The sequence below is a fragment of the Frankia canadensis genome, assembly GCF_900197875.1.
In the GTDB taxonomy this organism is placed as follows: domain Bacteria; phylum Actinomycetota; class Actinomycetes; order Frankiales; family Frankiaceae; genus Frankia; species Frankia canadensis.
The window spans coordinates 1-22855 of record NZ_FZMO01000057.1; the positions used below are offsets into that span (position 1 = coordinate 1).

General features: G+C 73.2%; 17 protein-coding genes. 7 read left to right on the forward strand and 10 right to left on the reverse strand.

Features of this window, described 5'->3' with window-relative positions:
- Positions 1–180 precede the first annotated feature (180 nt).
- Both C1A33_RS06490 and C1A33_RS06495 read right to left on the reverse strand, forming a co-directional pair.
- A complete protein-coding gene (locus tag C1A33_RS06490; RefSeq protein ID WP_101830615.1) occupies positions 181–1206 on the reverse strand; it encodes a DUF459 domain-containing protein in 1026 nt (341 codons plus the stop codon).
- Between the two features lie 46 nt (positions 1207–1252).
- Positions 1253–2839: an MBOAT family O-acyltransferase gene (locus tag C1A33_RS06495; RefSeq protein WP_101830616.1), complete on the reverse strand. Its 1587-nt coding sequence runs from the start codon at positions 2837–2839 to the stop codon at positions 1253–1255.
- A gap of 132 nt (positions 2840–2971) precedes the next feature.
- Here C1A33_RS06495 and C1A33_RS06500 point away from each other — a divergent pair, with 132 nt between their 5' ends.
- Positions 2972–3865 carry an alpha/beta fold hydrolase gene (locus C1A33_RS06500; RefSeq protein WP_101830617.1) on the forward strand — a complete coding sequence of 298 codons (894 nt, stop codon included), beginning with the start codon at positions 2972–2974 and terminating at the stop codon, positions 3863–3865.
- Here C1A33_RS06500 and C1A33_RS06505 read toward each other — a convergent pair.
- The 3 genes from C1A33_RS06505 to C1A33_RS06515 form a co-directional block, all read right to left on the reverse strand.
- Complete coding sequence (locus C1A33_RS06505) at positions 3849–4310, reverse strand: hypothetical protein (RefSeq protein ID WP_101830618.1); 462 nt, start codon at positions 4308–4310, stop codon at positions 3849–3851. The two genes, C1A33_RS06500 and C1A33_RS06505, sit on opposite strands and share 17 nt — an antisense overlap.
- A gap of 74 nt (positions 4311–4384) precedes the next feature.
- A complete protein-coding gene (locus C1A33_RS06510; protein ID WP_243407255.1) occupies positions 4385–5380 on the reverse strand; it encodes a trypsin-like serine peptidase in 996 nt (331 codons plus the stop codon).
- 290 nt (positions 5381–5670) lie between these two features.
- Positions 5671–6102 (reverse strand): antibiotic biosynthesis monooxygenase family protein, encoded by a 432-nt coding sequence (locus C1A33_RS06515; RefSeq protein WP_101830620.1) that lies wholly within the window; start codon positions 6100–6102, stop codon positions 5671–5673.
- An 83-nt stretch (positions 6103–6185) separates the two neighbouring features.
- On the opposite strand from C1A33_RS06515, the gene C1A33_RS06520 reads away from it, so the two are divergent.
- On the forward strand, positions 6186–6764 hold the full coding sequence (locus C1A33_RS06520) for a helix-turn-helix transcriptional regulator (protein ID WP_101830621.1): 579 nt from the start codon (positions 6186–6188) through the stop codon (positions 6762–6764).
- 1 nt (position 6765) lies between these two features.
- Here the strand turns inward: C1A33_RS06520 and C1A33_RS06525 are convergent, their stop codons facing one another.
- From C1A33_RS06525 to greA, 3 genes are all read right to left on the reverse strand, one after another.
- Positions 6766–8760 (reverse strand): vWA domain-containing protein, encoded by a 1995-nt coding sequence (locus tag C1A33_RS06525; RefSeq protein ID WP_101830622.1) that lies wholly within the window; start codon positions 8758–8760, stop codon positions 6766–6768.
- Positions 8761–8844: 84 nt separating this feature from the next.
- A complete protein-coding gene (locus C1A33_RS06530; protein WP_243407256.1) occupies positions 8845–10299 on the reverse strand; it encodes a magnesium chelatase ATPase subunit I in 1455 nt (484 codons plus the stop codon).
- A gap of 168 nt (positions 10300–10467) precedes the next feature.
- Positions 10468–10950, reverse strand: a complete 483-nt coding sequence (gene greA, locus C1A33_RS06535; protein WP_101830653.1) for a transcription elongation factor GreA — start codon at positions 10948–10950, stop codon at positions 10468–10470.
- Between the two features lie 437 nt (positions 10951–11387).
- Between greA and mca the strand changes: the two genes are divergently transcribed.
- Both mca and C1A33_RS06545 read left to right on the forward strand, forming a co-directional pair.
- Positions 11388–12290 carry a mycothiol conjugate amidase Mca gene (gene mca / locus C1A33_RS06540; RefSeq protein ID WP_101830623.1) on the forward strand — a complete coding sequence of 301 codons (903 nt, stop codon included), beginning with the start codon at positions 11388–11390 and terminating at the stop codon, positions 12288–12290.
- Between the two features lie 78 nt (positions 12291–12368).
- Entirely contained in the window at positions 12369–12743 is a 375-nt protein-coding gene (locus C1A33_RS06545; RefSeq protein WP_243407257.1) for a hypothetical protein, read from the forward strand.
- Positions 12744–12808: 65 nt separating this feature from the next.
- Here the strand turns inward: C1A33_RS06545 and C1A33_RS06550 are convergent, their stop codons facing one another.
- Positions 12809–15883, reverse strand: coding sequence for a leucine--tRNA ligase (locus tag C1A33_RS06550; RefSeq protein WP_101830624.1), 3075 nt, complete (start codon positions 15881–15883; stop codon positions 12809–12811).
- 367 nt (positions 15884–16250) lie between these two features.
- Between C1A33_RS06550 and C1A33_RS06555 the strand changes: the two genes are divergently transcribed.
- The gene (locus C1A33_RS06555; RefSeq protein ID WP_101830625.1) at positions 16251–18281 is read left to right on the forward strand and encodes a thioredoxin domain-containing protein; all 2031 of its coding nucleotides are present in this window, start codon (positions 16251–16253) and stop codon (positions 18279–18281) included.
- Positions 18282–18376: 95 nt separating this feature from the next.
- Positions 18377–18985, forward strand: a complete 609-nt coding sequence (locus tag C1A33_RS06560) for a hypothetical protein (protein WP_101830626.1) — start codon at positions 18377–18379, stop codon at positions 18983–18985.
- A gap of 52 nt (positions 18986–19037) precedes the next feature.
- Here C1A33_RS06560 and trhA read toward each other — a convergent pair whose 3' ends face one another.
- A complete protein-coding gene (gene trhA / locus C1A33_RS06565) occupies positions 19038–19652 on the reverse strand; it encodes a PAQR family membrane homeostasis protein TrhA (RefSeq protein WP_101830627.1) in 615 nt (204 codons plus the stop codon).
- 365 nt (positions 19653–20017) lie between these two features.
- Between trhA and C1A33_RS06570 the strand changes: the two genes are divergently transcribed.
- Positions 20018–21844 (forward strand): phosphoenolpyruvate carboxykinase (GTP), encoded by a 1827-nt coding sequence (locus C1A33_RS06570; protein WP_101830628.1) that lies wholly within the window; start codon positions 20018–20020, stop codon positions 21842–21844.
- The last annotated feature ends 1011 nt before the right edge of the window (positions 21845–22855 follow it).

Here is a 22855-nt window from a genome sequence, read left to right on the forward strand (position 1 = left end):
GCACGTCTCCGCCGCCGGGAGGCCCGGCGCTGCCCCGCCCCCCGCTGCTGCCGGGCCTCCCGGCGGCGGAGACGTGCTCACCGACGCGTATATCGCGGTCACGCGCGCCCGGGCCGACCTCGACGGCGCGGGCTTCGGCTTCCGGGTCCGGTAGGCGGCGTTCTGCCGCTGTCGCGCCACTCAGCCCGGCCGTCCGAGCCCCGCCTGGCCGGCCGGTGTCTGGTCGGCCGGTGTCTGGCCGGGGAGCGTGGCCACGATGTGGCCGGCGGCGATGCGGGCGCCGTCGCGGGTGAGGTGCACGCCGTCGCGGGAGCGGGCGAGCGCCGTGGTGCCGCTGGCGTCCGGGAGGTAGTCGCTGTAGGCGCCGCCGCGGGACAGCCAGGGGACGAGGTCGAGGTAGCGGGCGCCGCCGACCCCCGCCGCGGCGGCTGCGGTCGCGGTGTTCAGCTGGCGGAAGTACCCGTCCAGCCGGGTGGAGCGGGCCGGCGGCAGGCTGAGCCAGACCAGCCGCCGCGCGCCGCCGCCCGTCCAGATCCGCATGATGACGTCGGCGCGGCGCCGGTACTCGGCCGCCCACGCGTCCGACCCGGCGGCCAGCACCGTGCCGTCCGGCAGCGTCATGCCCTGACCGTCGTTGCCGCCCATCGCGACGATGACCACCTCGGGACGCAGCTCGGCCACCTGGGCGCGGGCCCGCGCCGCCCAGTCGAAGAAGTCGGGGCGCACGAGTCCCGTGCCGTAGTGCGTCTCGGTCGACACCCGCAGGGTCGCCGGCGCCGCGTTCGTGACCGCGGGTCCGAGCGTCTCGGTCAGCGAGTCCCCCGTGACCAGCACCCGCAGCGGGTCGGCGGCGCTCGGTCGCCGCAGGGGCTCGAGCGGCGGCGGCCCCGGTGCCACGAGCCCCGGTGATGTCCGGTCCCGGTCGCCCGCCGTCACCAGTTCGGACGTCGTCGCGGACGGTGCGGCGCCGCCGTGGCCGAAGGCTGACGCCAGCCAGCGGTCCGGACCGTCCAGTCCCAGCGGGCGGCTGACACGGTCCAGGCCGTGTCCCGCGCCGAGCACGAGGGAACGGGTGAGGCCCGGCGGCATGCCCTCGCCGGCGTGCACCATCGCCGGGGCGCGCAGCACCGCGAGCAGTCCCAGCACCGTGACCACCACCAGGACGGCCCGGCGTGCGGGCACCGTGTCGTCGTCGGGTCTGGTCATATGTCACCTCACGCGGCGTCGGGGCCCGGGACGGGAGTCACGGGAGTCAGAAGCGGAAGTAGATGAACGGGGCGACCTCGTGCTGGCCCACCGCGGCGTAGAGAACCATCACGGCGCAGGTCAGCAGGGCGATCTGCGCGGGGGGGCGCAGTCGGGCGAAGCGTGCCTGCCCGGCCGCCCACCAGGCCCGCGGGACGGCCGCGGTCGCGAGGCCCGCCACGATCGCGAGCACGACCGCCGGGGTCACCAGCGGCGCTGGTCCCGGGGCGCTGACCAGCCGGGCGAACACCGCGCCGGCCGTCGCCAGGTCCGGCGCCCGGAACAGCACCCAGGTCGCGCAGACGAAGTGGAACACCGCCAGGCGCGCCACCCACTGCCGCGCCAGTACTCGCCGTGCCACGGCGGGGGTGGCGGCGGGGGTGGCCGGCTCGGTGGTGACCACTGGCCTGGCCGTGGTGAGCAGCGACCCGCCGTCACCGCCGTCCACACGCTGCCGCGGCAGCGCCGGCCCGTGCCCGTCAGCCCCCGGGTCCGTCGCCGTGGTCGTCCCCGCCGAGACCGCGGGCACCGCCGGCCCGGGTCCGCCGGGGCGGTGGGGGCGCCAGCGGCGTTCGAGGGCCAGCGCCGTCCCGTGCAGCGCCCCCCACAGGACGAAGGTCCACGACGCGCCGTGCCACAGCCCGCCGAGGGTCATCGTCACCAGCAGGTTGACGCAGGTGCGGCGCGGGCCGCGGCGGTTGCCGCCGAGCGGCAGGTAGACGTGGTCGCGCAACCAGCGGGACAGGGTCATGTGCCAGCGTCGCCAGAACTCCCGCAGGCTGCTCGAGGCGTAGGGGCGGTCGAAGTTGTCCGGGAAGCGGAAGCCGAGCAGCAGGGCGATGCCGATCGCCATGTCGGAGTAGGCGGAGAAGTCGCAGTAGATCTGCACCGCGTAGCCGTAGACGGCGGTGAGCACCTCGGCCGACGAGTGCTGTCCGGGTGCGTCGAAGACCGGGTCGACGAGCCGGGCGGCGAGGACGTCGGCGAGGACGACCTTCTTCGCGAGGCCCCCGACGATCAGGAAGGCGGCGCGGGCCAGCGGTACCCGGCGCGGGTCGCGCGGGGAGGTCAGCTGCGGGAGGAACTCGCTGGCCCGCACGATGGGCCCGGCGACCAGGTGCGGGAAGAACGCCTCGTAGACGGCGAAGTCGAGCAGCGGCGCCGGCGCGGAGTTCCCGCGGTGCACGTCGACGACGTAGCTGATCGCCTGGAAGGTGAAGAACGAGATCCCCACCGGCAGCGCGACCTGCACCAGCGGCAGCGGCGCGGGCAGGCCCACGTCGGCCAGGGCGCGGTCGACCGACAGGGCGAAGAAGCCGTAGTACTTGAACCAGCCGAGCAGGCCGAGGTCGCAGGCGACCGCGGCGAGCAGGACGCGCCGGTCCCGCAGACGGTGGGCCGCGTGGGCGGCGGCCTGGTTGAGCAGCGTCGAGGCGACGAGGAGCAGGACGAACCGGGCGTCCGCGAAGCCGTAGAAGAAGTACGACGCGGCCAGGATGAACGGCTTCCACAACCGCGGTCGTGGCATGAGCAGCCAGGACGCCGTCATGACGACGGCCAGGAAGGCCGCGAACTCGATCGTCGGAAAGATCACCTGTGCCTGCCCTCGGCGGCGCGTGCCACATCCACGATCGCTACTTTAAGGAGTTGTGACGATACATAAAGTAGCGATGAGGTTGAGTCGGGAAGGCGTGCGCCTGAGCCACCGGATCGCTACCGTCCGGCCATGAGCATCGTTACGGTCAATGGCCTGGAACTGGCCTACGAGGTCCACGGCGGCGAGGGCCCGCCGCTGCTGCTGGTCGGGGGACTCGGGCAGCAGCTCGCCGGCTGGCATCCCGACCTGCTCGCGGCCCTGGTCCGCCGCGGCTTCCAGGTGGTCGTCTTCGACAACCGTGACGTCGGCCTGTCCACCCACCTCGACCATCTGGGCCGGCCGGACCTCGGCGAGATCCTCGCCGGCCGGTTCGATCTCGCCCCCTACGGCCTCACCGATCTGGCCGCCGACGCACTCGGCCTGCTCGACGCGCTCGGCATCGACTCGGCGCACGTGCTGGGGATGTCGATGGGCGGCATGATCGCCCAGGTGGCGGCCCTGCGCGCGCCGGAGCGGGTACGTAGCCTCACATCCGTGATGTCGCATCCCGGCGACCATCGCGTGCAGCCCACGCCGGAGGCGATCGGGCTCTTCCTGCGCCCGGCGCCGCCCGACCTGGAGTCCGCCGTGCTCGCCGCCATCGAGGCGCAGCGGGTGCTCGGTTCGCCCGAGTTCACCCCGGACGACATCTGGCTGCGCCAGCGCACCGAGCTGTACTGGCAGCGGCGCACCAGTCCGGACGGCACGCTGCGCCAGCTGGCGGCGCTGCTCGTCGCTCCGGACCGCACCGCGGACCTCGCCCGGCTGGCCACGCCCACCCTCGTCGTCCACGGTGGTTCCGACCCGCTGGTCCCGGTCATCGGCGGTCGGCTGACCGCGGCCGCGATCCCGTCCGCCGAGCTGCTGGAGATCGACGGGATGGGCCACGAGCTGCCGCGGCCGGTGTGGGAGCGGGTGCTGGACAAGATCGAGGACGTGGTCGATCGCGGCGAGGTCCCGCGTCGGCTCAGCCGCCCGGCTTGACCACCATCAGCGCCACGATCACCAGCCAGCAGCCGGTGCTCACCAGCGCGCCGCCGGCGATCGGGACGAGCCGGCCCCGGCCGTCCCCGCCGGCGCCGATGTCGGTGGCCGCGCGCGACAGCCCCGGCGCGACGACGCCCAGGCAGGCCGCGCACCCCACCGCCCACAGGACGAGGGAGGCGGCGAGCCAGGTGTCCCCGAGTGAGCGGACGCTGCCGAACGAGCCCTCGTGCACCATCGCGACACCCGTCAGCGTGATCAGCAGGGAGGCCGCCGCGAAGCCGCGCACGAGCCGGGTGGCGACCCGCAGCGCGGGCAGCGAGCCCGCCCCCGCCCGCAGCAACGAGGGCACAGCCGCGCAGGTCAGGGTGAGCGGTCCGACGACGAGGATGGCAAGCACGATGTGCAGGGTCAGGAGGAGTCCGAAGGCACCCGGATGCGGCATGGGCCGACGGTACCGATCCGTGGACATTCGCCACGCACCGGCCGAGCCTGGGCGGGTGTCCCCGCGGCGAGCGCTCAGAGCTGGGCGGACTGGTAGTAGAGCAGCCTGACCGCGGCGCCGAAGTGCGTCCCGTACAGCCGGTCGCCGGAGCCGGCGTAGGCGTAGCTGACGACGCCGTCGATCCAGCCGTGCCCCGCCCCCAGCCGGCCGAGGCCGGTGATGAACGGGCCGCCGCTCGCCCCCGCGGTCATCCGGCAGGTCACCCCGATCGACGGGCCGCCGTAGGTGTCCGCGGACCCGGGGCCGGCGCAGTAGATAAGGTGGCTGCCGTCGTAGGGCGCCAGGCGCGGATAGCCGAAGCTGAACTGCGGGTAGGTGATCGGCAGGCCGAACGCGATGCCCTGGGCGCCGACGACGTCCTGCAGATGGCGGCCGTGCTGGAGGTTGAACAGCGCGAACCCGGCGTCGTCGTCGAAGTTGGAGCCCTGCGCCCAGGCCGACGTGATCGTCAGGCGGCGGGCCGTCCAGATGCCGTAGGGCAGTGTGCCGTCCGAGTAGCCGGGCACGAAGGCGACGTTCTGCCCGAACCGTGACCCGGCGCCGCCGTGCAGGCAGTGCCCGGCGGTCACCACGAGATCCCGGCCCGCGCTGGTCACGACGCTGGCGGAGCACGCGAAGTCGGCGCCGTCGATCGTGGTGAACAGCCGGCCGGTGGTCGCGGTGACGAGCCCGCCCCGCGTGTACGGCGTGCCGTCGCTGGGCGGTGGCGGGGTGGTGGTCGACGCCGAGCCCGGATCGTCGGCGAACCGGGTGGCGGGTGGCCGCGCGGGGGCCGGGGCGCCGAGCCGGGCGGCGGAGTGGGCGCCGAACGCGCGGTCCCGCCGCTGCGCCGTCCAGTACTGGGCGACCTGCTGCTGCTCGGCCGCGGAGATCGCTCCCGGGGCCGACAACGGTGCCGACAGCGGGGCGGGGTGCCCACGGGTGACGGCGCTCGCCGCCGGATCGAGGACCTCCGCCGCCGCGTCGGTGCCGGCCCCGGCGGCGGATACCGCCAGGCCGGCAGCAGGCACCGGGCCGGCGCCCGACGCCTGTACGGGGTTCGCCGGCAGGGCGGCCGGAGCCAGGGCGACGCCCGCGGTCAGCAGGACCGCGGCGACCAGCCGTGCGCGCGCCGGAGGTCTCGGGCGGGGCCCCTGACCGCGTGGACCCCGTCGATGTCTCGCTCCGGCATCTGCCCTCCGTGACACCACGATCGCGCACGGTAGCAGACTTTGTGATCGCCGCCAGCGGGACGCGGCCGGCGCCCGCCACGTTCCGCCGGCTCACCTGGCGGGGGTGAGCCGCGGCCGCGGCGGTGTGCTCATCGGTCGCGGTCGGAATGCTCGGCGAGGGCACGGTGGGCCTGCTCCCAGGTGGGAGTGCCGCCGCCGGCGGGGGTGTGCCAGAAGGTGAAAGCCGACGTCGCCATGGCGGGTCGCAGGGAGCGCATGGCCTCCTGGTGGACCGGGTCGCGGACGAAGGCGTCCAGCGCGGCCCGGTCGCGCCACGACGACAGGGTGAGGTACTCGTTGCGCAGCGGACGGGCGACCAGGGAGACGCCGACGGCGCCCGGGGAGGCGAGCAACGCGCGGCGAACGGCCGTCGCCGCCCGCAGCATCCGGAACGTGTGCCGCCGCGAGGTGAGGGTGAAACGCGACGCCATCACCTCGGCGCCGGCCGAGGGGCCGCTGCCGCCGTCGGCGTCGGCGTCGCCGTCGGCGGCGGTCGCGGGGGTCCAGGGGAGTGTGGGCATGGCGGCCGCCTTCCGATCATCTGTTTCGTACCGTTCGGCTGTGGCCCAGGATAGTCTGATTAGGACGGTGCTAGTCAAGCCGTATGATTGAGACTGTGGAGGAGATCGTGCTTACACCCGTCTCGTACCTGGTGTTGGGGGAGGTGGCCCGGCGCGGCAGCGCCACCCCGTACGACCTCAAGGTCTCGGTCGCGGGTTCGGTGGGGAACTACTGGTCGTTCCCGCACGCGCAGCTCTACAAGGAGCCGCCGCGGCTGGCGGAGGCCGGGTTGCTGGCCGAGGAACGGGAGGAGGGCGGGCGGCGCCGGCGGATCTTCCGGATCACCGAGGCCGGGTGGCGCAGCCTGCGAGAGTGGCTCGCGGCGGGCGATGCGGGGCGCACCGAGCTGCGGGATCCGGGGCTGCTCAAGCTGGCGTTCAGCGACCTGGGCCGGCCCGGTGACGTCGCCCGGCTCGCGCGCGCGCAGGCCGCCGCGCACCGCGCCCAGCTGGAGGTGTACCGCGAGCTGGCAGCGCTGCCGGCGGACGCGATGGTCTGGTCGCTGCGGCGGACGCTGGAGCTGGGCCTCGGCTACGAGCGGCTGGTGGCCGAGTTCTGGGAGCGCCTCGCCGCGGACCCCGCCCTGCGCGGCGAGCGCGGCTCGGCGCAGGAGCCCACCTGATTCAGCGGGCGACCCGGCCGCGGCCGCGGGCGCGCAGGTAGTCGCGGATCACGTAGTTGCCGAGCGCCGACGGGTCGGGCGAGAGGACCCGCCCGCCGTTGCGGCGGGCCATCTCCTCGACGAACTGCACGAGCCTCGGCTCGTCGTCGAGCATGAACACGTTGATGGTCACCCCGCGCCGCGTCAGGCGGTCGACCTCGGCGAGGGTCAGCTCCAGCGTCTCCGGCATCGGCGGCCACGAGAACGACGGGGTGCCGTCGCGCAGCAGGTGTGCGGTGGGCTCACCGTCGGTGACCACCATCACGACCGGCTCAGCCTGCGGATAGCGCGACAGCAGGCGGCCGGCGATGAGCAGGGCGTGCTGCAGATTGGTGCCCTGGACCATCTCCGAGTCGAGGCCGGCGAGCTCGACGGGGCGCAGTTCGCGGGCGTAGTCGGAGAAACCGATGATGTGGATCTTGTCCTGGGGGAACGACGTGCTGACGAGGGTGTGCAGCGCCAGGGCCGTCGACTTCGCGATTCCCCAGGTCCCGCGCAGCGCCATCGAGTACGACAGGTCGACCAGCAGACAGACGGCGGCCGTGGTGCGCCGCTCGGTCTCGGCGACCTCGAAGTCGCCCACCTGCAGGCGAACGGGCCGGCCGGGGCCGGGCGGGCCGGCGCGCAGGACCGCGTTGCGGACGGTGCGGACCACGTCGAGCGGCTGGGTGTCGCCGAACTGCCAGGCCCGGGACGTGCCGAGCAGGTCACCGGCGGAACCGGCGTCGGTCATGCCGTGGTCGCCGCGGCCGTGGGCCGAGACCTGGCGGAAGATCCGGGCCAGCGCCGCCTGACCGATGCGGCGCACCGCCCGCGGGGTGAGTTCCAGCCGGCCGGCCTTGCGGGTGATGAAGCCCTGCCGCTCCAGTTCCCGCTCGACCTGCTGCAGACTGCGCAGGTCGTCGACGGCGGAGCGGCCCAGCGCCCGCGCGACGGCGTCCGGGTCGATGTCCTCCAGGGACGCGCCGGCGTAGTCCTGGCTGAGGGAGGAGGCCAGCTCGTCGAGCTCGGCGAGCTCCTCCAGCGCGCTGGTGGCGTCGCCGAGGCCCAGCGGGTCGTCGCCGGTGAGGCCCTCGGCCATCCGCCCGCCGCGGCCGCGCATCCGCCCGCCCCAGTTCAGATCGGGACGCGACGCCCGCAGCGCCTGGGCGAGACGGGACATCTCGGCGGCCAGGCCCAGGTCCTCCATCGCGGTGGACATCAGGTCGGCGAGCTCGGCGCGCTGCTGCGGGGTGAGGCCGGCGAGCAGCCGAGCGGCGGCGGCCGAGCGGCGGGCCAGCGTGTCGACCAGTTCCTCCAGCGACTGCGGCTGCTCGGGGAAGAAGTCGCCGTACTCCCGCATGAAATCGGCGAACGCGGCGTCGGTGTCGTCGCCACGCGCGTCCGCCTCCAGCAGGGAGTTCAGCGCGCCGACCATCTCGCGGATGCGGGCGAAGTCGGCCGGGGTGGCGCCTTCGAGCGCCTGCTTCATGCCCTTGAACTGGGCGTCGAGGACCTCCCGGCGCAGTAGCTCGGAGATCTTCTCGTAGGTCTCGCGGGCCTGTGGGGAACGCCAGTCGTACTCGGCCAGGGAACGCACGGCCCGGGCGGGATCCGCGGGCAGCGTGTCGAGCTCGTCCTCGCGCAGCCGGGCCTCGTCGGACGGGTCGGGGAACAGCGCCGCGCGTTCCTGGCCGACGGCGATGTCGAGCAGACGGCGGACCTCCTGCAGGGTGCCGTCCATCCGGCCGCGGGACCGGGCCTCCCGGCGGCGGCGCTCGATGGCGCGGCGCAGGTCGTCGAGCCCACGCCGGCCGGGCATGCCCCGTCGCAGCAGGGCCTCCAGGGCCTCGCGAGGAGTGCGCCCCTCGAGGATCTGGCGGGACATCTCGTCGAGGGCGCCGGCCGCGGTGAACGGCGAGGCGAGCGGATCGGGCCCGCCGTCCCAGGGACCGTAGCGGAACGTACCGGAGTTCACCGGGTTGTCCTCCCAACGTTCGGGTCGTGCTCTGCGGCGCCGGTCGCGGCCGGCCGAGGGCGCCGGCGTGGCGCCGGCACCGGTTCAGGAGCCGCCGTAGACCGTGCGGCCGGGCAGCTCCTCCTTGGCGAGCCGGCGGTTGAGGTGCAGGCCCTCCATCGCCAGCTCCAGCGCGGCGGCGGCGAGGCCGGGTGACTCGGCGCCGTCGACGCCGAGCCGGTTCAGGATCGCCGCGAGCCCGGGTACCGGGCCGACCCGGCGCAGCAGCTCGGCGGCGGGCACGAGCTCACCCGTCTCGACCGGGCCGTCGGCGTCGAACCGTGCCTGCAGGCCGGCCAGGTCGGCGCCGGCGAGGTGGGCGCGGAAGGTCTCGGCGATCGCCCGGCGCAGCAGCAGGGCGAGCACCTCGTCCTCGCGGCCCTCCTCGAGCTGGTCGAACTCGACCTTGCCGCGCACCGCCGGGACGATCGAGGCGAGGTCGACGACGCGGGCGGTCGGCGTCTCCTCCCCGGTCAGCGCCGCGCGGCGGACGGCGGAGGCGGCCACGGTCTCGGCGGCGGCGACCGCGAGCCGGGCCGAGACGCCGGAGCGATGATCGACCTGCGGCGCGTCGCGCACCAGGCGGGTGAACCGGGCGACGATCTCCAACAGGTGGTCGGCCATCGCCGGGGCGCCGAGCGGTGAGTCCGCCCAGGAGATCACGGCCTCCTGGCGGATCAGCGCGAGCTCGTCGACGAGCGCGAGGGGATAGTGCGTGCGGACCTCGGCGCCGAAGCGGTCCTTGAGCGGGGTGATGATCCGGCCCCGGTTGGTGTAGTCCTCCGGGTTCGCCGACGCCACCAGCAGCAGGTCCAGTGGCAGGCGCAGCAGGTAGCCCCGGACCTGGATGTCCCGTTCCTCGAGGACGTTGAGCAGCGCGACCTGGATGCGCTCGGCGAGGTCGGGCAGCTCGTTGACGCTGAAGATGCCCCGGTTGGTCCGCGGCACGAGGCCGTAGTGGACCGTCTCCGGGTCGCCCAGCGTGCGGCCCTCGGCGACCTTGATCGGGTCGACGTCACCGATCAGGTCGCCGACGCTCGTGTCCGGGGTCGCGAGCTTCTCGCCGAAACGCTCGGAGCGGTGCCGCCAGACGACGGGCAGCTCGTCGCCGCGTTCGGCCGCGAGCGTCCGGCAGCGCCCGCAGACCGGGGCGTACGGATGGTCGTTGATCTCGCACCCGGCGACGGCGGGTGACCACTCGTCGAGCAGGCTCACCAGGGTGCGGATCAACCGGGTCTTGCCCTGCCCACGCTCGCCCAGGAACACGATGTCGTGCCCGGCCAGGATGGCCCGCTCGACCTGCGGCAGGACGGTCTCGTCGAAGCCGACGATGCCGGGGAAGCGCTTCGCGTCCCCCCGCATCAGGGCGACGAGGTTGTTCCGCAGCTCCGCGCGCACGGGGCGGTGTACATGCCCGCTGCGGCGCAGCTCACCCAGGGTGACGGAGGTCGGGGGGGTCGGTGGGATGGAATGACGGGGCGGTGCCGGCAGATCCTCCACGGGTTGACGGTACGTCGCCGTGGCGCGCGGCGCAGCCGAGTCGGTGCGCGTCCGCTGCGGGCGTAGCCGGCACCACCGTGTTACCCCGGACCCGTCATCGCCACCCCCGGACCGCGCGTCGCCGCCCGGCGGCGGACGCCGGCCGGCAGCGGCGAGGGACCGGACGCGTCAGCCGGAGTAGGGCGCGACCGAGACGATCTCGACCTTGGCGGAGCGGCCGTTCGGCAGCGTGTAGCTGACCGTGTCACCGGCCTTGTGCCCGGTCACGGCACCGCCGAGCGGGGACGCGGGCGAGAACACGTCGATCCTCGTGCTGTGGTCCTCGCGGGAGCCGATCAGGAACTTCTCGGTCTCGCGCTCGCCGGGGAAGCGCACCTCGACCACAGCGCCGGGGCCGGCCTCGCCGCTCGCGCTGGGTGCCTCGCCCACCTGGGCGTCCCGCAGCAGGTCCGTGAGCTGGCGGATGCGGGCCTCCTGCTTGCCCTGTTCCTCCTTGGCGGCGTGGTAGCCACCGTTCTCCTTCAGGTCGCCCTCCTCACGGGCAGCCTCGATCTTGGTGGCGATCTCCGTGCGCCAGGGGCCGGTGAGGTAGTCGAGCTCGGAGCGGAGCCGGTCGTATGCCTCCTGGGTGAGCCATGTCTGCTGCGTCACGCGGGTCACGCTCCTCGGTGAACATCAAAAGGGTCATCGTACCAACGAAAATCAAAGGTTCTGGGGCGCGGAAATGCCCGCGACCAGGCGTTTCCGCGGATCCGGGCGCGATCGCCCGCCCGCCGCCGGCCGCCGGAACACCCGCCACCGCCGGGTGGCGCGACGTTCCGCCGGAACCCGGGCCGGGCCGACCACGATGTCGGATGCACCGGCCAGCGACGTGACACCCGTCGCCGCATGCGCGGACGGTGTATTGTGCCACGGCGTTGGGTGACTTTTCCAGATCAAACGCTGGACGGAGCCGTCGGGTTCCGCACTGCTGGAGTACCACGACAGTCACCATCCGGCCAGCCGGCGGCGGGGAACGCCCCGGTCCGGGCCCGGACGGCAGCAGCCGGGGCGTCGGTGGCCTCGACCCGATCCGGGCGTCAGCGACAATGGTGGGCATGACTGCGGTCAACCAGCGGCAGGGCCTGCGCCTCATGGCCATCCACGCGCATCCCGACGACGAGTCGAGCAAGGGCGCGGCGACGATGGCGCGCTACGCCAACGAGGGCGTGGACGTGCTGGTCGTGACCTGTACGGGTGGAGAGGAGGGCAGCATCCTCAACCCCGCGATGGACACCCCCGGCGTCGCCGCCCGCATCGCGGAGGTCCGCCGGGAGGAGATGGACAACGCCCGGCGCATCCTCGGCGTCCGCCAGGAGTGGCTCGGCTTCGTCGACTCGGGGCTGCCCGAGGGGGACCCGCCGCCGCCGGTCCCGCCGGGGCGCTTCGCCACCACACCGCTGGCCGAGGCCGCACGCCCGCTGGTCCGCCTGATCCGCCAGTTCCGCCCCCAGGTCATCACGACCTATGACGAGTCCGGCGGGTACCCGCATCCGGACCACATCATGACCCACCAGATCAGCGTCGAGGCGTTCGAGGCGGCCGGCGACGCGGCGCGCTACCTCGAGGTCGGCGTGGACGAGGGCCTCGAGCCCTGGCAGCCGCTGAAGCTCTATTACCACCTCACCTTCCACAAGGAGCGCATCCTCGCGCTGCACGAGGCGATGCTGGCCCACGGCCTGGAGTCGCCCTACGCCGAGCGCCTCGCGGAGTGGGTCGACCGGGCGGAGGACGCCGGCCGGCTCACCACCCGCGTGCCGTGCGGCGACTGGTTCGAGACCCGGGACCGGGCGCTGATCGCCCATGCCACCCAGGTGGACCCGACCGGATGGTGGTTCCGGGTACCGCTCGAGGTGCAGCGTGAGGCGTGGCCGACGGAGGACTACCAACTGGCCAGGTCCCTGCTCGAGGTCGGGATGTTGCCGGAGAACGACCTGTTCAACGGGGTGTGAACCGAATCGCGGTACTGGGCGGCGGTTCGCGGGCCGGTGGTCGGGCGGTTCGCGGGGCGTAGTGTCGAGGGCGTGACCGTGAACCAGAGCGCCACCGGCGGCGTGCTGGCAGCCCAGGAGCTGCTGGCCGCCGAGGAGCACAGTGCCGGCGGCCTGGGGCTGCTGATCGTCGTCGGGCTGCTCGCCGCGTCGGCCGTGCTGTTCGTCTTCCTGTCGAAGAGCCTGCGCCGGATGCGGGCGAACGTGGCCAGCGGGCAGTTCCTCGGGGTGGATTCCGAGCGTCTGCACGAGCCGGTCGACCCGCGCCAGGCGCTGCGCCGCCGCTCGGCCGTCCTGGGTGGCAAGGCCCCGGTGGTCGAGGGCGAGGTCGTCGAGGGCGCCGCAGCGGCCTCGGACGGCGGGGGCGCGAAGGTGGAGCTGCCCGCCCAGCCTGGCCCTCCGTCGGAGCGCTGACCGCCGCCGGAGCCCTGACCGGCCCGGCCCGCGGGCGGATCCGCCCGCGGGCCGGGGCGCGTCCGCTAGCCGAGGGCGATGTTGACGATGCGACCGGGGACGATGATGACCTTCTTGATCGTCCGCCCCTCGGTGTGCCGGGCGTACTCGGGATGCGCGGTGAGCAGTTCCCGGACCGTCGCCTCCGCGGCACCGTCGGGCACCCGCAGGGTGAAGCGCACCTTCCCGTTGACCTGGACCGGAATGGTCCGCTCTGCCTCGGCGGCCAGGCCTGCGTCGCCGACCGGGAACGTCGCGTGGCTGACCAGGTCGCCGTCGTGCCCGAGCCGGGACCACAGTTCCTCGGCGATGTGCGGGGCCAGCGGCGCGGCCATCAGCACCAGCGGCTCGGCCAGCGCCCGCGGGGTGGCCGCGCGGCCGTAGCGCTTCGAGACGAAGTTCGTCAGCTCGATGAGCCGGGCGACCGCGGTGTTGAACCGCATCGCCGCGTACTCCGCCGACACCGCGAGGATCGTCTGGTGCAGGATCCGGGCGGCCTCGGCGTCCAGCTCGTCGGCGCTGACGGCCGCGGCGCCGGTGGTCTCGTCGACGACCGCCCGCCACAGCCGCTGCAGGAAGCGGTGCGAGCCGACGATGTCGTCGGTGTGCCACGGGCGGTCCGCGTCCAGCGGGCCCATCGACATCTCGTAGACGCGCAGCGTGTCCGCGCCGAACCGGTCGTACATCTCGTCCGGGCTGACGCTGTTCTTCAGGCTCTTGCCCATCTTGCCGGAGCGCCGGTCGACGGGCTCGCCCTCGAAGGTGAACCCGCCGTCGCCGGTCGGGACCACCTCGGCCGCCGGGACGTACATCCCGCGGGCGTCGGTGAACGCGTCGGCCTGGATGTAGCCCTGGTTGAACAGCCGCTTGAACGGCTCGCGGGTGGAGACGTGGCCCAGGTCGTAGAGGACCTTCTGCCAGAACCGAGCGTAGAGCAGGTGCAGCACGGCATGCTCGACACCGCCGACGTACAGGTCGACGCCGCCGTCGCCGACCGTCGAGCCGGGGCGGGACATCCAGTACCGCTCGACGGTCTCGTCGACGAACCGGTCGGCGTTCGTCGGGTCCAGGTAGCGCAGGTGGTACCAGCAGGAACCGGCCCACTGCGGCATGGTGTTCGTCTCGCGCCGGTAGCGCTTCGGGCCGTCACCGAGGTCGAGGGTGACGTGCGCCCAGTCGGTCACCCGGGCCAGCGGGGGCACCGGGTCGCTCTCGTCGTCCTCGGCCATCGCGGTCGGCCGGAAGTCGGTCATCTCGGGCAGCTCGACCGGGAGCAGCTCGTCGGGGACGGCATGCGGCAGCCCGTCGTCGTCGAAGACGATCGGGAACGGCTCGCCCCAGTACCGCTGGCGGGAGAACAGCCAGTCCCGCAGCCGGTAGGAACGCGCCGCCCGGCCGATGCCGGCGTCCTCCAGCCAGTGCGTGGTCGCCTTGATCGCCTCGGTCTTGTCCAGGCCGACCAGCGAGGGCGCGCCGACGGTCGGGACGGGCAGGTAGCTGCCGGACCCGGCGTACGCGTCGGGCCAGGCCGACACCGGCGCGTCCGGGTCGACGCCGTGCTCGGCGCACCAGGCCGCGTCCGGGGCCAGTACCGGCGGCGTCGGCAGGCCGAAGGCGCGGGCGAAGCCGAAGTCCCGGCTGTCGTGCGCGGGCACGGCCATGATCGCCCCGGTGCCGTAGCCGACCAGCACGTAGTCGGCGAGGAAGATCGGAACGGCCTCGCCGCTGACCGGGTTGCGCGCGTAGGCGCCGGTGAACACGCCGGTGCGGTCCACCTCCTCACCGCGCTGCCGGTCGCTGCGCCGGCCGGCGAACGCGCGGTACGCCTCGATGGCGGCCCGCGGAGTCCAGGCCGGATCGGCCGCCGCCGCCGTGACCTCCGCCTCGGTGGCGGCCTCGGCCTCGGCGCCGCCGGCGCGGCCGGCCGGGAACCGCCAGCCCGCCGGGGTGTCCGCCGGCCAGGCGTCGGCGACCAGCGCGTCGACCTGGGGATGCTCGGGCGCGAGCACCAGGAACGTCGCGCCGGCGAGGGTGTCCGGCCGGGTGGTGTACACCTCGATGCCGCCGGGGGCGCCGCGACCCGCGCCGGGGGACTCGACGGCGAACTCGACGCTTGCGCCGTCGCTCGGGCTGATCCAGTTGCGCTGCATCTGCTTGATCGAGTCCGGCCAGTCGACCAGGTCGAGGTCGTCGACCAGCCGCTCCGCGTAGGCGGTGATCCGCAGCACCCACTGCCGCAGCGGCCGGCGGAACACCGGGTAGTTCCCGATGTCGCTGCGGCCCTCGGCGGTGACCTCCTCGTTCGCGAGCACCGTGCCGAGGCCGGGGCACCAGTTGACCAGCTGCTCGGAGATGTAGGCAAGGCGGTGCGCGTCGACGACCCGCCGCCGCGCGACCCGGTCGAGCTCGGCCCAGGGCAGGCCGTCCGGGTTCGCGGCCCGCACCGCGTCGACGGACACGGCGGTGGCGCCGGCGGCGGAGCCGGCGACGGGGGAGCGGTTGCCGGCCTCGAACTCGGCGACGAGCTCGCCGATCGGCCGGGCGCGGCCGGCCGCCGGGTCGTACCAGGCGTTGAAGATCTGCTGGAAGATCCACTGTGTCCACCGGTAGTACGCGACGTCGGTGGTCGCGATCTCACGGCGGGTGTCGTGGCCGAGCCCGAGCCGGCCCAGCTGCCGGCGCATGTTGGCGATGTTCGCCTCGGTGGTCACCCGCGGGTGCTGGCCGGTGTTGATGGCGTACTGCTCGGCGGGCAGGCCGAAGGCGTCATAGCCGAACGGGTGCAGCACGTGGCGCCCGGACATCCGCAGGTAGCGGGCGAGCACGTCGGTGCCGATGTACCCCAGCGGATGCCCCACGTGCAGCCCGGTGCCGCTGGGGTAGGGGAACATGTCCATGATGTAGAACGGCGCGCGCCCGGCGACCTTGTCGAAGCCGTCGGCGAGCGGCCCCGCCGGGTTCGGGGAGTTGAACGTGCCCTCGTCCGCCCAGCGCCGCTGCCAGCGACTCTCGATGTCGGCGGCGAGCCGCGCGTTGTACCGGAAGCCGGGTTCGTCGCCGGACGCGCTGGTCGGGGCCGTCTCACTCATCGCTCGTGCCATCCCAGAATCGTTGGTACGTCGACCCTCCCGCCATGCTCTCGGCGGGGACGGCGACCTGGAGGGCGGCGGTCGAGGCGAGCGGACGGCGCGGACGGTTCGGTCCATCGAGCCTATCCGGTGGGAACGGACGTCGACCGTCCGCGTCGCACCGGGTCACCGTGCGCGGCGACCGACCCCCGCGAGAACGTGCGCGCGTCGCGCGGCGCGGCCGTTCGCGGGTGACGGGCGGCGCGCCGGGGTGGCGGGAATCGGGTGGGGGCCCGGCGCTTTGGTTGCATATCAAGGGAACCCATGCCGTGCAGGCGTGGACAGCCCCCGGCGCCGGGACCGGCCCGGGGGTACACAGTGGATCGCGAGGAGTCGCCCGGTGCCGAACAAGCTGGCGGAGCAGACGTCTCCTTACCTGCTCCAGCATGCGGACAACCCGGTCGACTGGTGGCCGTGGAGCCCGGAGGCGTTCGCCGAGGCGGAGCGCCGCGGGGTGCCCGTGCTGCTCTCCGTCGGGTACGCGTCCTGCCACTGGTGCCATGTGATGGCGCACGAGTCGTTCGAGGACGCGATGACCGCCGCGTACATGAACGACCACTTCGTCAACATCAAGGTCGACCGGGAGGAACGCCCCGACGTCGACTCGGTCTACATGGACGTCACGGTGGCGTTGACCGGCCACGGCGGCTGGCCGATGACCGTCTTCCTGACCCCCGGCGCCGAGCCGTTCTTCGCCGGCACCTACTTCCCGCCGACGCCGCGCCCGGGCATGGGCTCGTTCCGTCAGGTCATGGAGGCCGTCGTCGACGCCTGGCGGACGCGGCGCCAGGAGATCGAGGAGTCGGGGGCGGACATCGCCCGCCGGCTCGCCGAGGCCGCCGAGCGCGGCCCGGTCGCCGGCCTCGCCTCGAACCCGGCCTCCGGCGTCGCCGACGAACTGACCCCTGGCCTGCTGGACACGGCGGTCGCGGGGCTGTCGGCCCGCTTCGACACCCGCCACGGCGGCTTCGGCGGGGCGCCGAAGTTCCCGCCGTCCATGGTCGCCGAGATGCTGCTGCGCCACGCCGCGCGCACCGGCGACGGACACAGCCTCGACATGGTCACCCTGACCTGCGAGCGGATGGCCCGCGGCGGCATGTACGACCAGCTCGCCGGCGGATTCGCCCGCTACAGCGTCGACGCCACCTGGACCGTGCCGCACTTCGAGAAGATGTTGTACGACAACGCCCAGTTGCTGCGGGTCTACCTGCATCTGTGGCGCGCGACCGGCTCGGCGCTCGCCCGCCGGGTGGTGCGCGAGACGGCGACGTTCCTGCTCACCGACCTGCGCACCGAGCAGGGCGGGTTCGCCTCCGCACTGGACGCCGACGCCGTGCCGGCCGGCGCCACCGGGACGCACTCGCGACCCGAGGAGGGCGCGAGCTACGCCTGGACGCCGGCGGGGCTGCGTGCCGCCCTCGGCGAGGATGACGGCGCCTGGGCGGCCGACGTCCTCGGTGTCACCGCCGAGGGCACCTTCGAGCACGGGACGTCGGTCCTGCGGCTGCTGGCCGACCCGCCGGACCAGGCGCGCTTCGCCGCCGTGCGAACCCGGCTCGCCGCGGCGCGGGCCACCCGCCCGCAGCCCGCCCGGGACGACAAGGTCGTCGCCGCCTGGAACGGCCTGGCCATCGCCGCGCTCGCCGAGGCCGGGGCGCTGCTCGACGAGCCGGACTGGATTCGCGCGGCCACGGGCGCGGCGACGCTGCTGCGCGACGTCCACCTGGTCGACGGCCGGCTGCGGCGCACCAGCCGGGACGGCCGGGTGGGCACCAACGCCGGCGTGCTGGAGGACTACGGCGACGTCGCCGAGGGCCTGCTCACCCTGCACCAGGTCACCGGCGACCCGCAGTGGCTGGCGATCGCGGGCGACCTGCTCGGCGTCGTCCAGGCGCATTTCGGCGCGCCGGACGGCGGCTACTTCGACACCGCGGACGACGCCGAGGCGCTGCTGCGCCGCCCGCGGGACGACTCGGACTCGGCGACACCGTCGGGGCAGGCGGCCGTGGCCGGCGCCCTGCTCACCCACGCCGCGCTGACCGGGTCGGCCGAGCACCGGCGCGCCGCCGAGCGGACGGTGGCCCGCTTCGCGCCGTTGCTGTCCCGGGACGCCCGGTTCGCCGGCTGGGCCGGGGCCGTCGCCGAGGCGCTGATCGCCGGGCCGGCGGAGGTCGCCGTGGTGGACAGCCCGCAGCTGGAGCGGATCGCCCGGCTCGCGACCGCACCGGGGGCGGTCGTCGTCACGGGTGGCCCGCTGGTCGCCGGGCGCGGGTCCCCCGGGGTGTACGTCTGTCGCGACTTCGTCTGCGAGCGTCCCGTGCACACCGCGGAGGACGTTCGGCGCTCGCTCGGCGTGAAGGTGGCCACCTGAGGGCGGGAGGACTTTCACTCGTGACCGGGTAAGCGTGTAATCGTCGGCGGGGTGTGCCGGGCACGTCCGCGCGCACGGGCGGGAGGAGTCGGGTGATGGCCGGTCCGCGGGGGCGTGGTTTCGGCAGGTCGGGCGACCGTGCGGAGCCGTCGCCCGCGGGGGACGCGGCCGACTGGTTCGGCGCCCGCATCCCGGCCGGGTGGTACACCGGCCCGCCGGAGGTCATCGTCGACCGGGATGAGATCACGGTCATCGGTGAGCTGGTCGACGGCGACGCGGCCGGCGCCGATTCCGTCGGCGTCGATTCCGTCGGCGTCGATGCGCCCGGGGACGATCGCGTCGCCGGCGATCCCGTCGACGACGCCGCCCGGATCAGGCTGTTTCGGGAGCGCACTCGGGACGAGCGCATCGCCATCGCCGCCGACGCGGAGCGGCGTTACGGTCGCAGGATCGCCTGGGGGGCGGCGGCGGGGCAGCGCAGCGAGCTGTTCACCGTGTTGTCCGTGCCGGTGATGACCCGGCTGCGCCAGCCCGAGCGGCAGGTCCTGGACGTCCTGGTCGATTCGGGCGTGGCGCGCAGCCGCAGCGAGGCGCTGGCCTGGTGTGTTCGGCTCGTCGGCGACAACGCCGACACCTGGCTGCGCCAGCTGCGGGAGGCGATGGAGCAGGTCGAGAAGATCCGTTCGGAGGGGCCCGGCCTGTGACGGTGCCGCCCGCGTGGACGTGGGCGGCACCGGGCCGCGCGGATCGTCGGTATCAGTAGATCGCGAACATCAGCGCCAGGTAGTGACACAGCGCAGCCACCAGGGTGAAGGCGTGGAAGACCTCGTGGTACCCGAAGACCGTCGGGGCGGGGTTCGGCCGGCGGGTGGCGTAGACGAGGGCGCCGAGGCTGTAACAGACGCCGCCGACCAGCAGCAGCACCGTCGAGGCTATGCCGGCGTGGTGGGCCAGCTGCGGGATGACGAAGACGGCGACCCAGCCGAGCGCGATGTAGAGCGGGACGATCAGGTAACGCGGCGAGTGGAGCCAGAGCATCCGGATCGTCACCCCGAGTGCCGCACCACCCCAGACGACCGCCAGCACCACACGTGCCGTCGACGTGGGCATCGCGATGAGGGCAAATGGGGTATACGTCCCGGCGATGAATACAAAGATCATTGAATGGTCGAGGCGTTTCATCCGCGCCCGGGTACGTGACGTCGACCACATCGTTCGGTGGTAGAGCGCGCTGGTTCCGAACAGCGCGGCAATACTCAGCGCGTAAACCGCGATACCGAGTCGGGCACGGAGCGTGGTGGCCAGGGCGACTGCGAGGAGGCCGAGCGCAAGGCTTACGGGGAATGCCCCGGCATGTAGCCATCCCCGCATGCGTGGTCGCACCAGGTCACGTGGGTGGGCGGGGCCGTCCGCCTGCGGAGCCCCGGCAGGCTGCTGCGTGAGGGAAGCCACGTGGAGGACGATAACCCGGAGCTTGTGACGCCCACGAGACGGAGTCACCCAGCGCCGGTCCGTCTGTACCGGTGCGTGATGGATCCGACGCTTGTGCCCGCTCGCTATCGCGCGACTGCGGGCGGAACGCGCGGTACAGTCTAATGATCCTGAACGCGGCCTCGAACTGACCCTGTACCGCGGGTTTTGTCGGAGCGTGAACAAGTACGTTCAAGTGCTTGAAGTGGGCACACCCATACAGGGCGAGAACGCGTCAGGTTTCGACTCGACCGGAGGTGTGAGCTGTGACGACCGCGGCACAGATTCCGGGGCTGGAAGCGGCCCCCACGAAGCACGCCAGGCTGGTCGCCTGGGTGCGTGAGATCGCCGAACTCACCCAGCCGGAACGGGTTGAGTGGTGCGATGGGTCGGCGGCCGAGTTCGATCGGCTGACCAGCCTTCTGATCGAGAAGGGGACGCTCGTTCGGCTGAACGACGACAAGCGCCCGAACAGCTTCTACGCCGCTTCCGACCCCAATGACGTGGCCCGGGTCGAGGATCGGACCTACATCTGCTCCGAGAACGCCGCCGACGCCGGTCCGACGAACAACTGGATGGACCCGGCGGAGATGAGGACCAAGCTCAAGGGCCTCTTCGAGGGCTGTATGCGTGGTCGCACGATGTATGTCGTGCCCTTCTGCATGGGTCCCCTCGGGTCGCATATCTCCGCCCTTGGCGTCGAAATTACCGACTCGCCGTACGTCGTTATTTCCATGCGCACGATGACCCGTATGGGAACGCCCGCCCTGGAACAGCTCGGCGAGGACGGCTTCTTTGTTCCCGCGGTTCATTCACTGGGCGCGCCGCTGGAGCCGGGCGTGGCCGACGTCCCGTGGCCGTGCAACACCACGAAATACATCACGCACTTTCCGGAGACGCGTGAGATCTGGTCCTTCGGATCAGGTTACGGCGGTAACGCACTGCTTGGCAAGAAATGCTATGCCCTGCGCATCGCGTCGGTCATGGCCCGGGATGAGGGCTGGCTGGCGGAGCACATGCTCATCCTCAAGCTGACGTCGCCCAAGGGCAAGGTCCACTACATCGCCGCGGCATTTCCCTCGGCCTGTGGGAAGACCAATCTGGCCATGCTCATCCCCACCCTTCCCGGGTGGAAGGCGGAGACTGTCGGTGACGACATCGCCTGGATGCGGTTCGGTGAGGACGGCCGGCTCTACGCCGTCAACCCCGAGGCCGGCTTCTTCGGCGTCGCGCCCGGCACCGGCGAGCAGACCAACCCGAACGCGATCACGACACTGTGGGGCAACACCGTCTTCACCAACGTCGCCCGCACCGACGACGGCGACGTGTGGTGGGAGGGCCTGAGCAAGGAGCCGCCGGCCCACCTCACCGACTGGAAGGGCCAGGACTGGACGCCCGAGTCCACCACGCCCGCCGCGCACCCCAACGCGCGGTTCACCGTCCCCGCCGGCCAGTGCCCGACCATCGCCTCCGAGTGGGAGGACCCGAAGGGCGTGCCGATCTCGGCGATCCTGTTCGGCGGCCGCCGGGCCACCGCGGTGCCGCTGGTCACCGAGGCGCCCGACTGGCGGCGCGGGGTCTTCTTCGGCTCCATCGTCGCCTCCGAGACGACGGCCGCCCAGGCCGGCGCCATCGGCAAGCTGCGCCGTGACCCGTTCGCCATGCTGCCCTTCTGCGGCTACAACATGGCCGACTACTTCGCCCACTGGCTCGAGGTCGGCCAGAAGGCGGACCCGGCGAAGCTGCCGGGCATCTACTACGTGAACTGGTTCCGCAAGAGCCCCGAGGGCAAGTTCCTCTGGCCCGGATTCGGCGACAACAGCCGGGTTCTCGCCTGGATCGTCGGCCGCCTGGAGGGGGAGGCCGACGGTGTGGAGACCCCGCTGGGCGTGCTGCCGACCAGGGACGCGCTGCCCACCGACGGCCTCGACATCGCTGATGCCGACCTCGACACCCTGCTCACCGTCGACACCGAGCTCTGGAAGCAGGAGGCCGAGCTCATCCCCGAGCACTACCAGACCTTCGGCGACCGGCTCCCGGCCGCTCTGTGGGCCGAGCACGAGGCTCTGGTCAGCCGCCTCGACCAGGCCTGACCAGCGCCGCGGCGGCCGACCGGCGCCGCACCCACCACGGCATGCCCTGACCTGACGGCCCGTGCCGGGACGGTTCCCACCGCCCCGGCACGGGCCGTTCGTCATGGTCACCATCCCGGAGCCCCCCATTCCCGGTGACGGTCAGTAGCTGTCGGCGCGGGTGCGGCCGGTATTCCCGGCGCGCGTGGCGGGGTCGGCGGCGGTCGTCGTTCCGACGCGGGGTTGCTTTCCGCGGAGTACGGAACTCACCGGCTCGTGTGCGTGTTCATGACGGCTCGGGCGCATGACGCCGGTGTTTTTCGGGAATATCTGCCTCGGATCCGCGAATTTTCGGACCGGGGCCACGGGCGGCGCCTCGGAGCTTGGAATCCGGTGTGCTGGTGCCATCTGGCCAGCGGAAATCGCGGCTCGCCCGGGTGCGGGCGAGCCGATCCATCCCGCCCTGCGAGTGTCGGCCATGTTTCCCGTAGCGGTGGGCCGTACGGCATGTTTCCGGCCCGCGTCACCGGGTGCCCCCGAACATGGGTACCCGACCCATCCCCGACACCGAATCCAGGATCAGGTTCTACCGTGTACCGCCGCCGGCGGCGGTCGGTTCCGACCACAGGGCGGCAGGTGCCGCCCCTGGGTCGACGGATCCGTTGGGACGGCTCGCGTCCGGACACCCGGACCGCGCCGCAGCATCCCGGAAACCAGCCGCGTTGCCTTCCCGGCCGGTACCCGGCCCGCCCGGCAGACCGTGCGGAAACCACCAGGCCGCCGTCCCCTGCCAGGCCGAGCCACGCCGTCCGGTGGGCAGAGCACTCCGCAGGCGGACGGTATCTGCCTCCAAGGATGGCTCAGCCCGGCTCAGCCCTGCCCTGCCCGGCTTGGCTTGGCTCGATCTCCTCGCCGACCGCCGTCGCGCCCGATGGTGCCATCGGCAGCGAGAGTCCAGGCGCGGGTGCCGCTGGACGGCTCGCGGGAGTCGGTACACCAGGGCCTGGCTGGGGCCCCCGCAGCTCGGGCTCG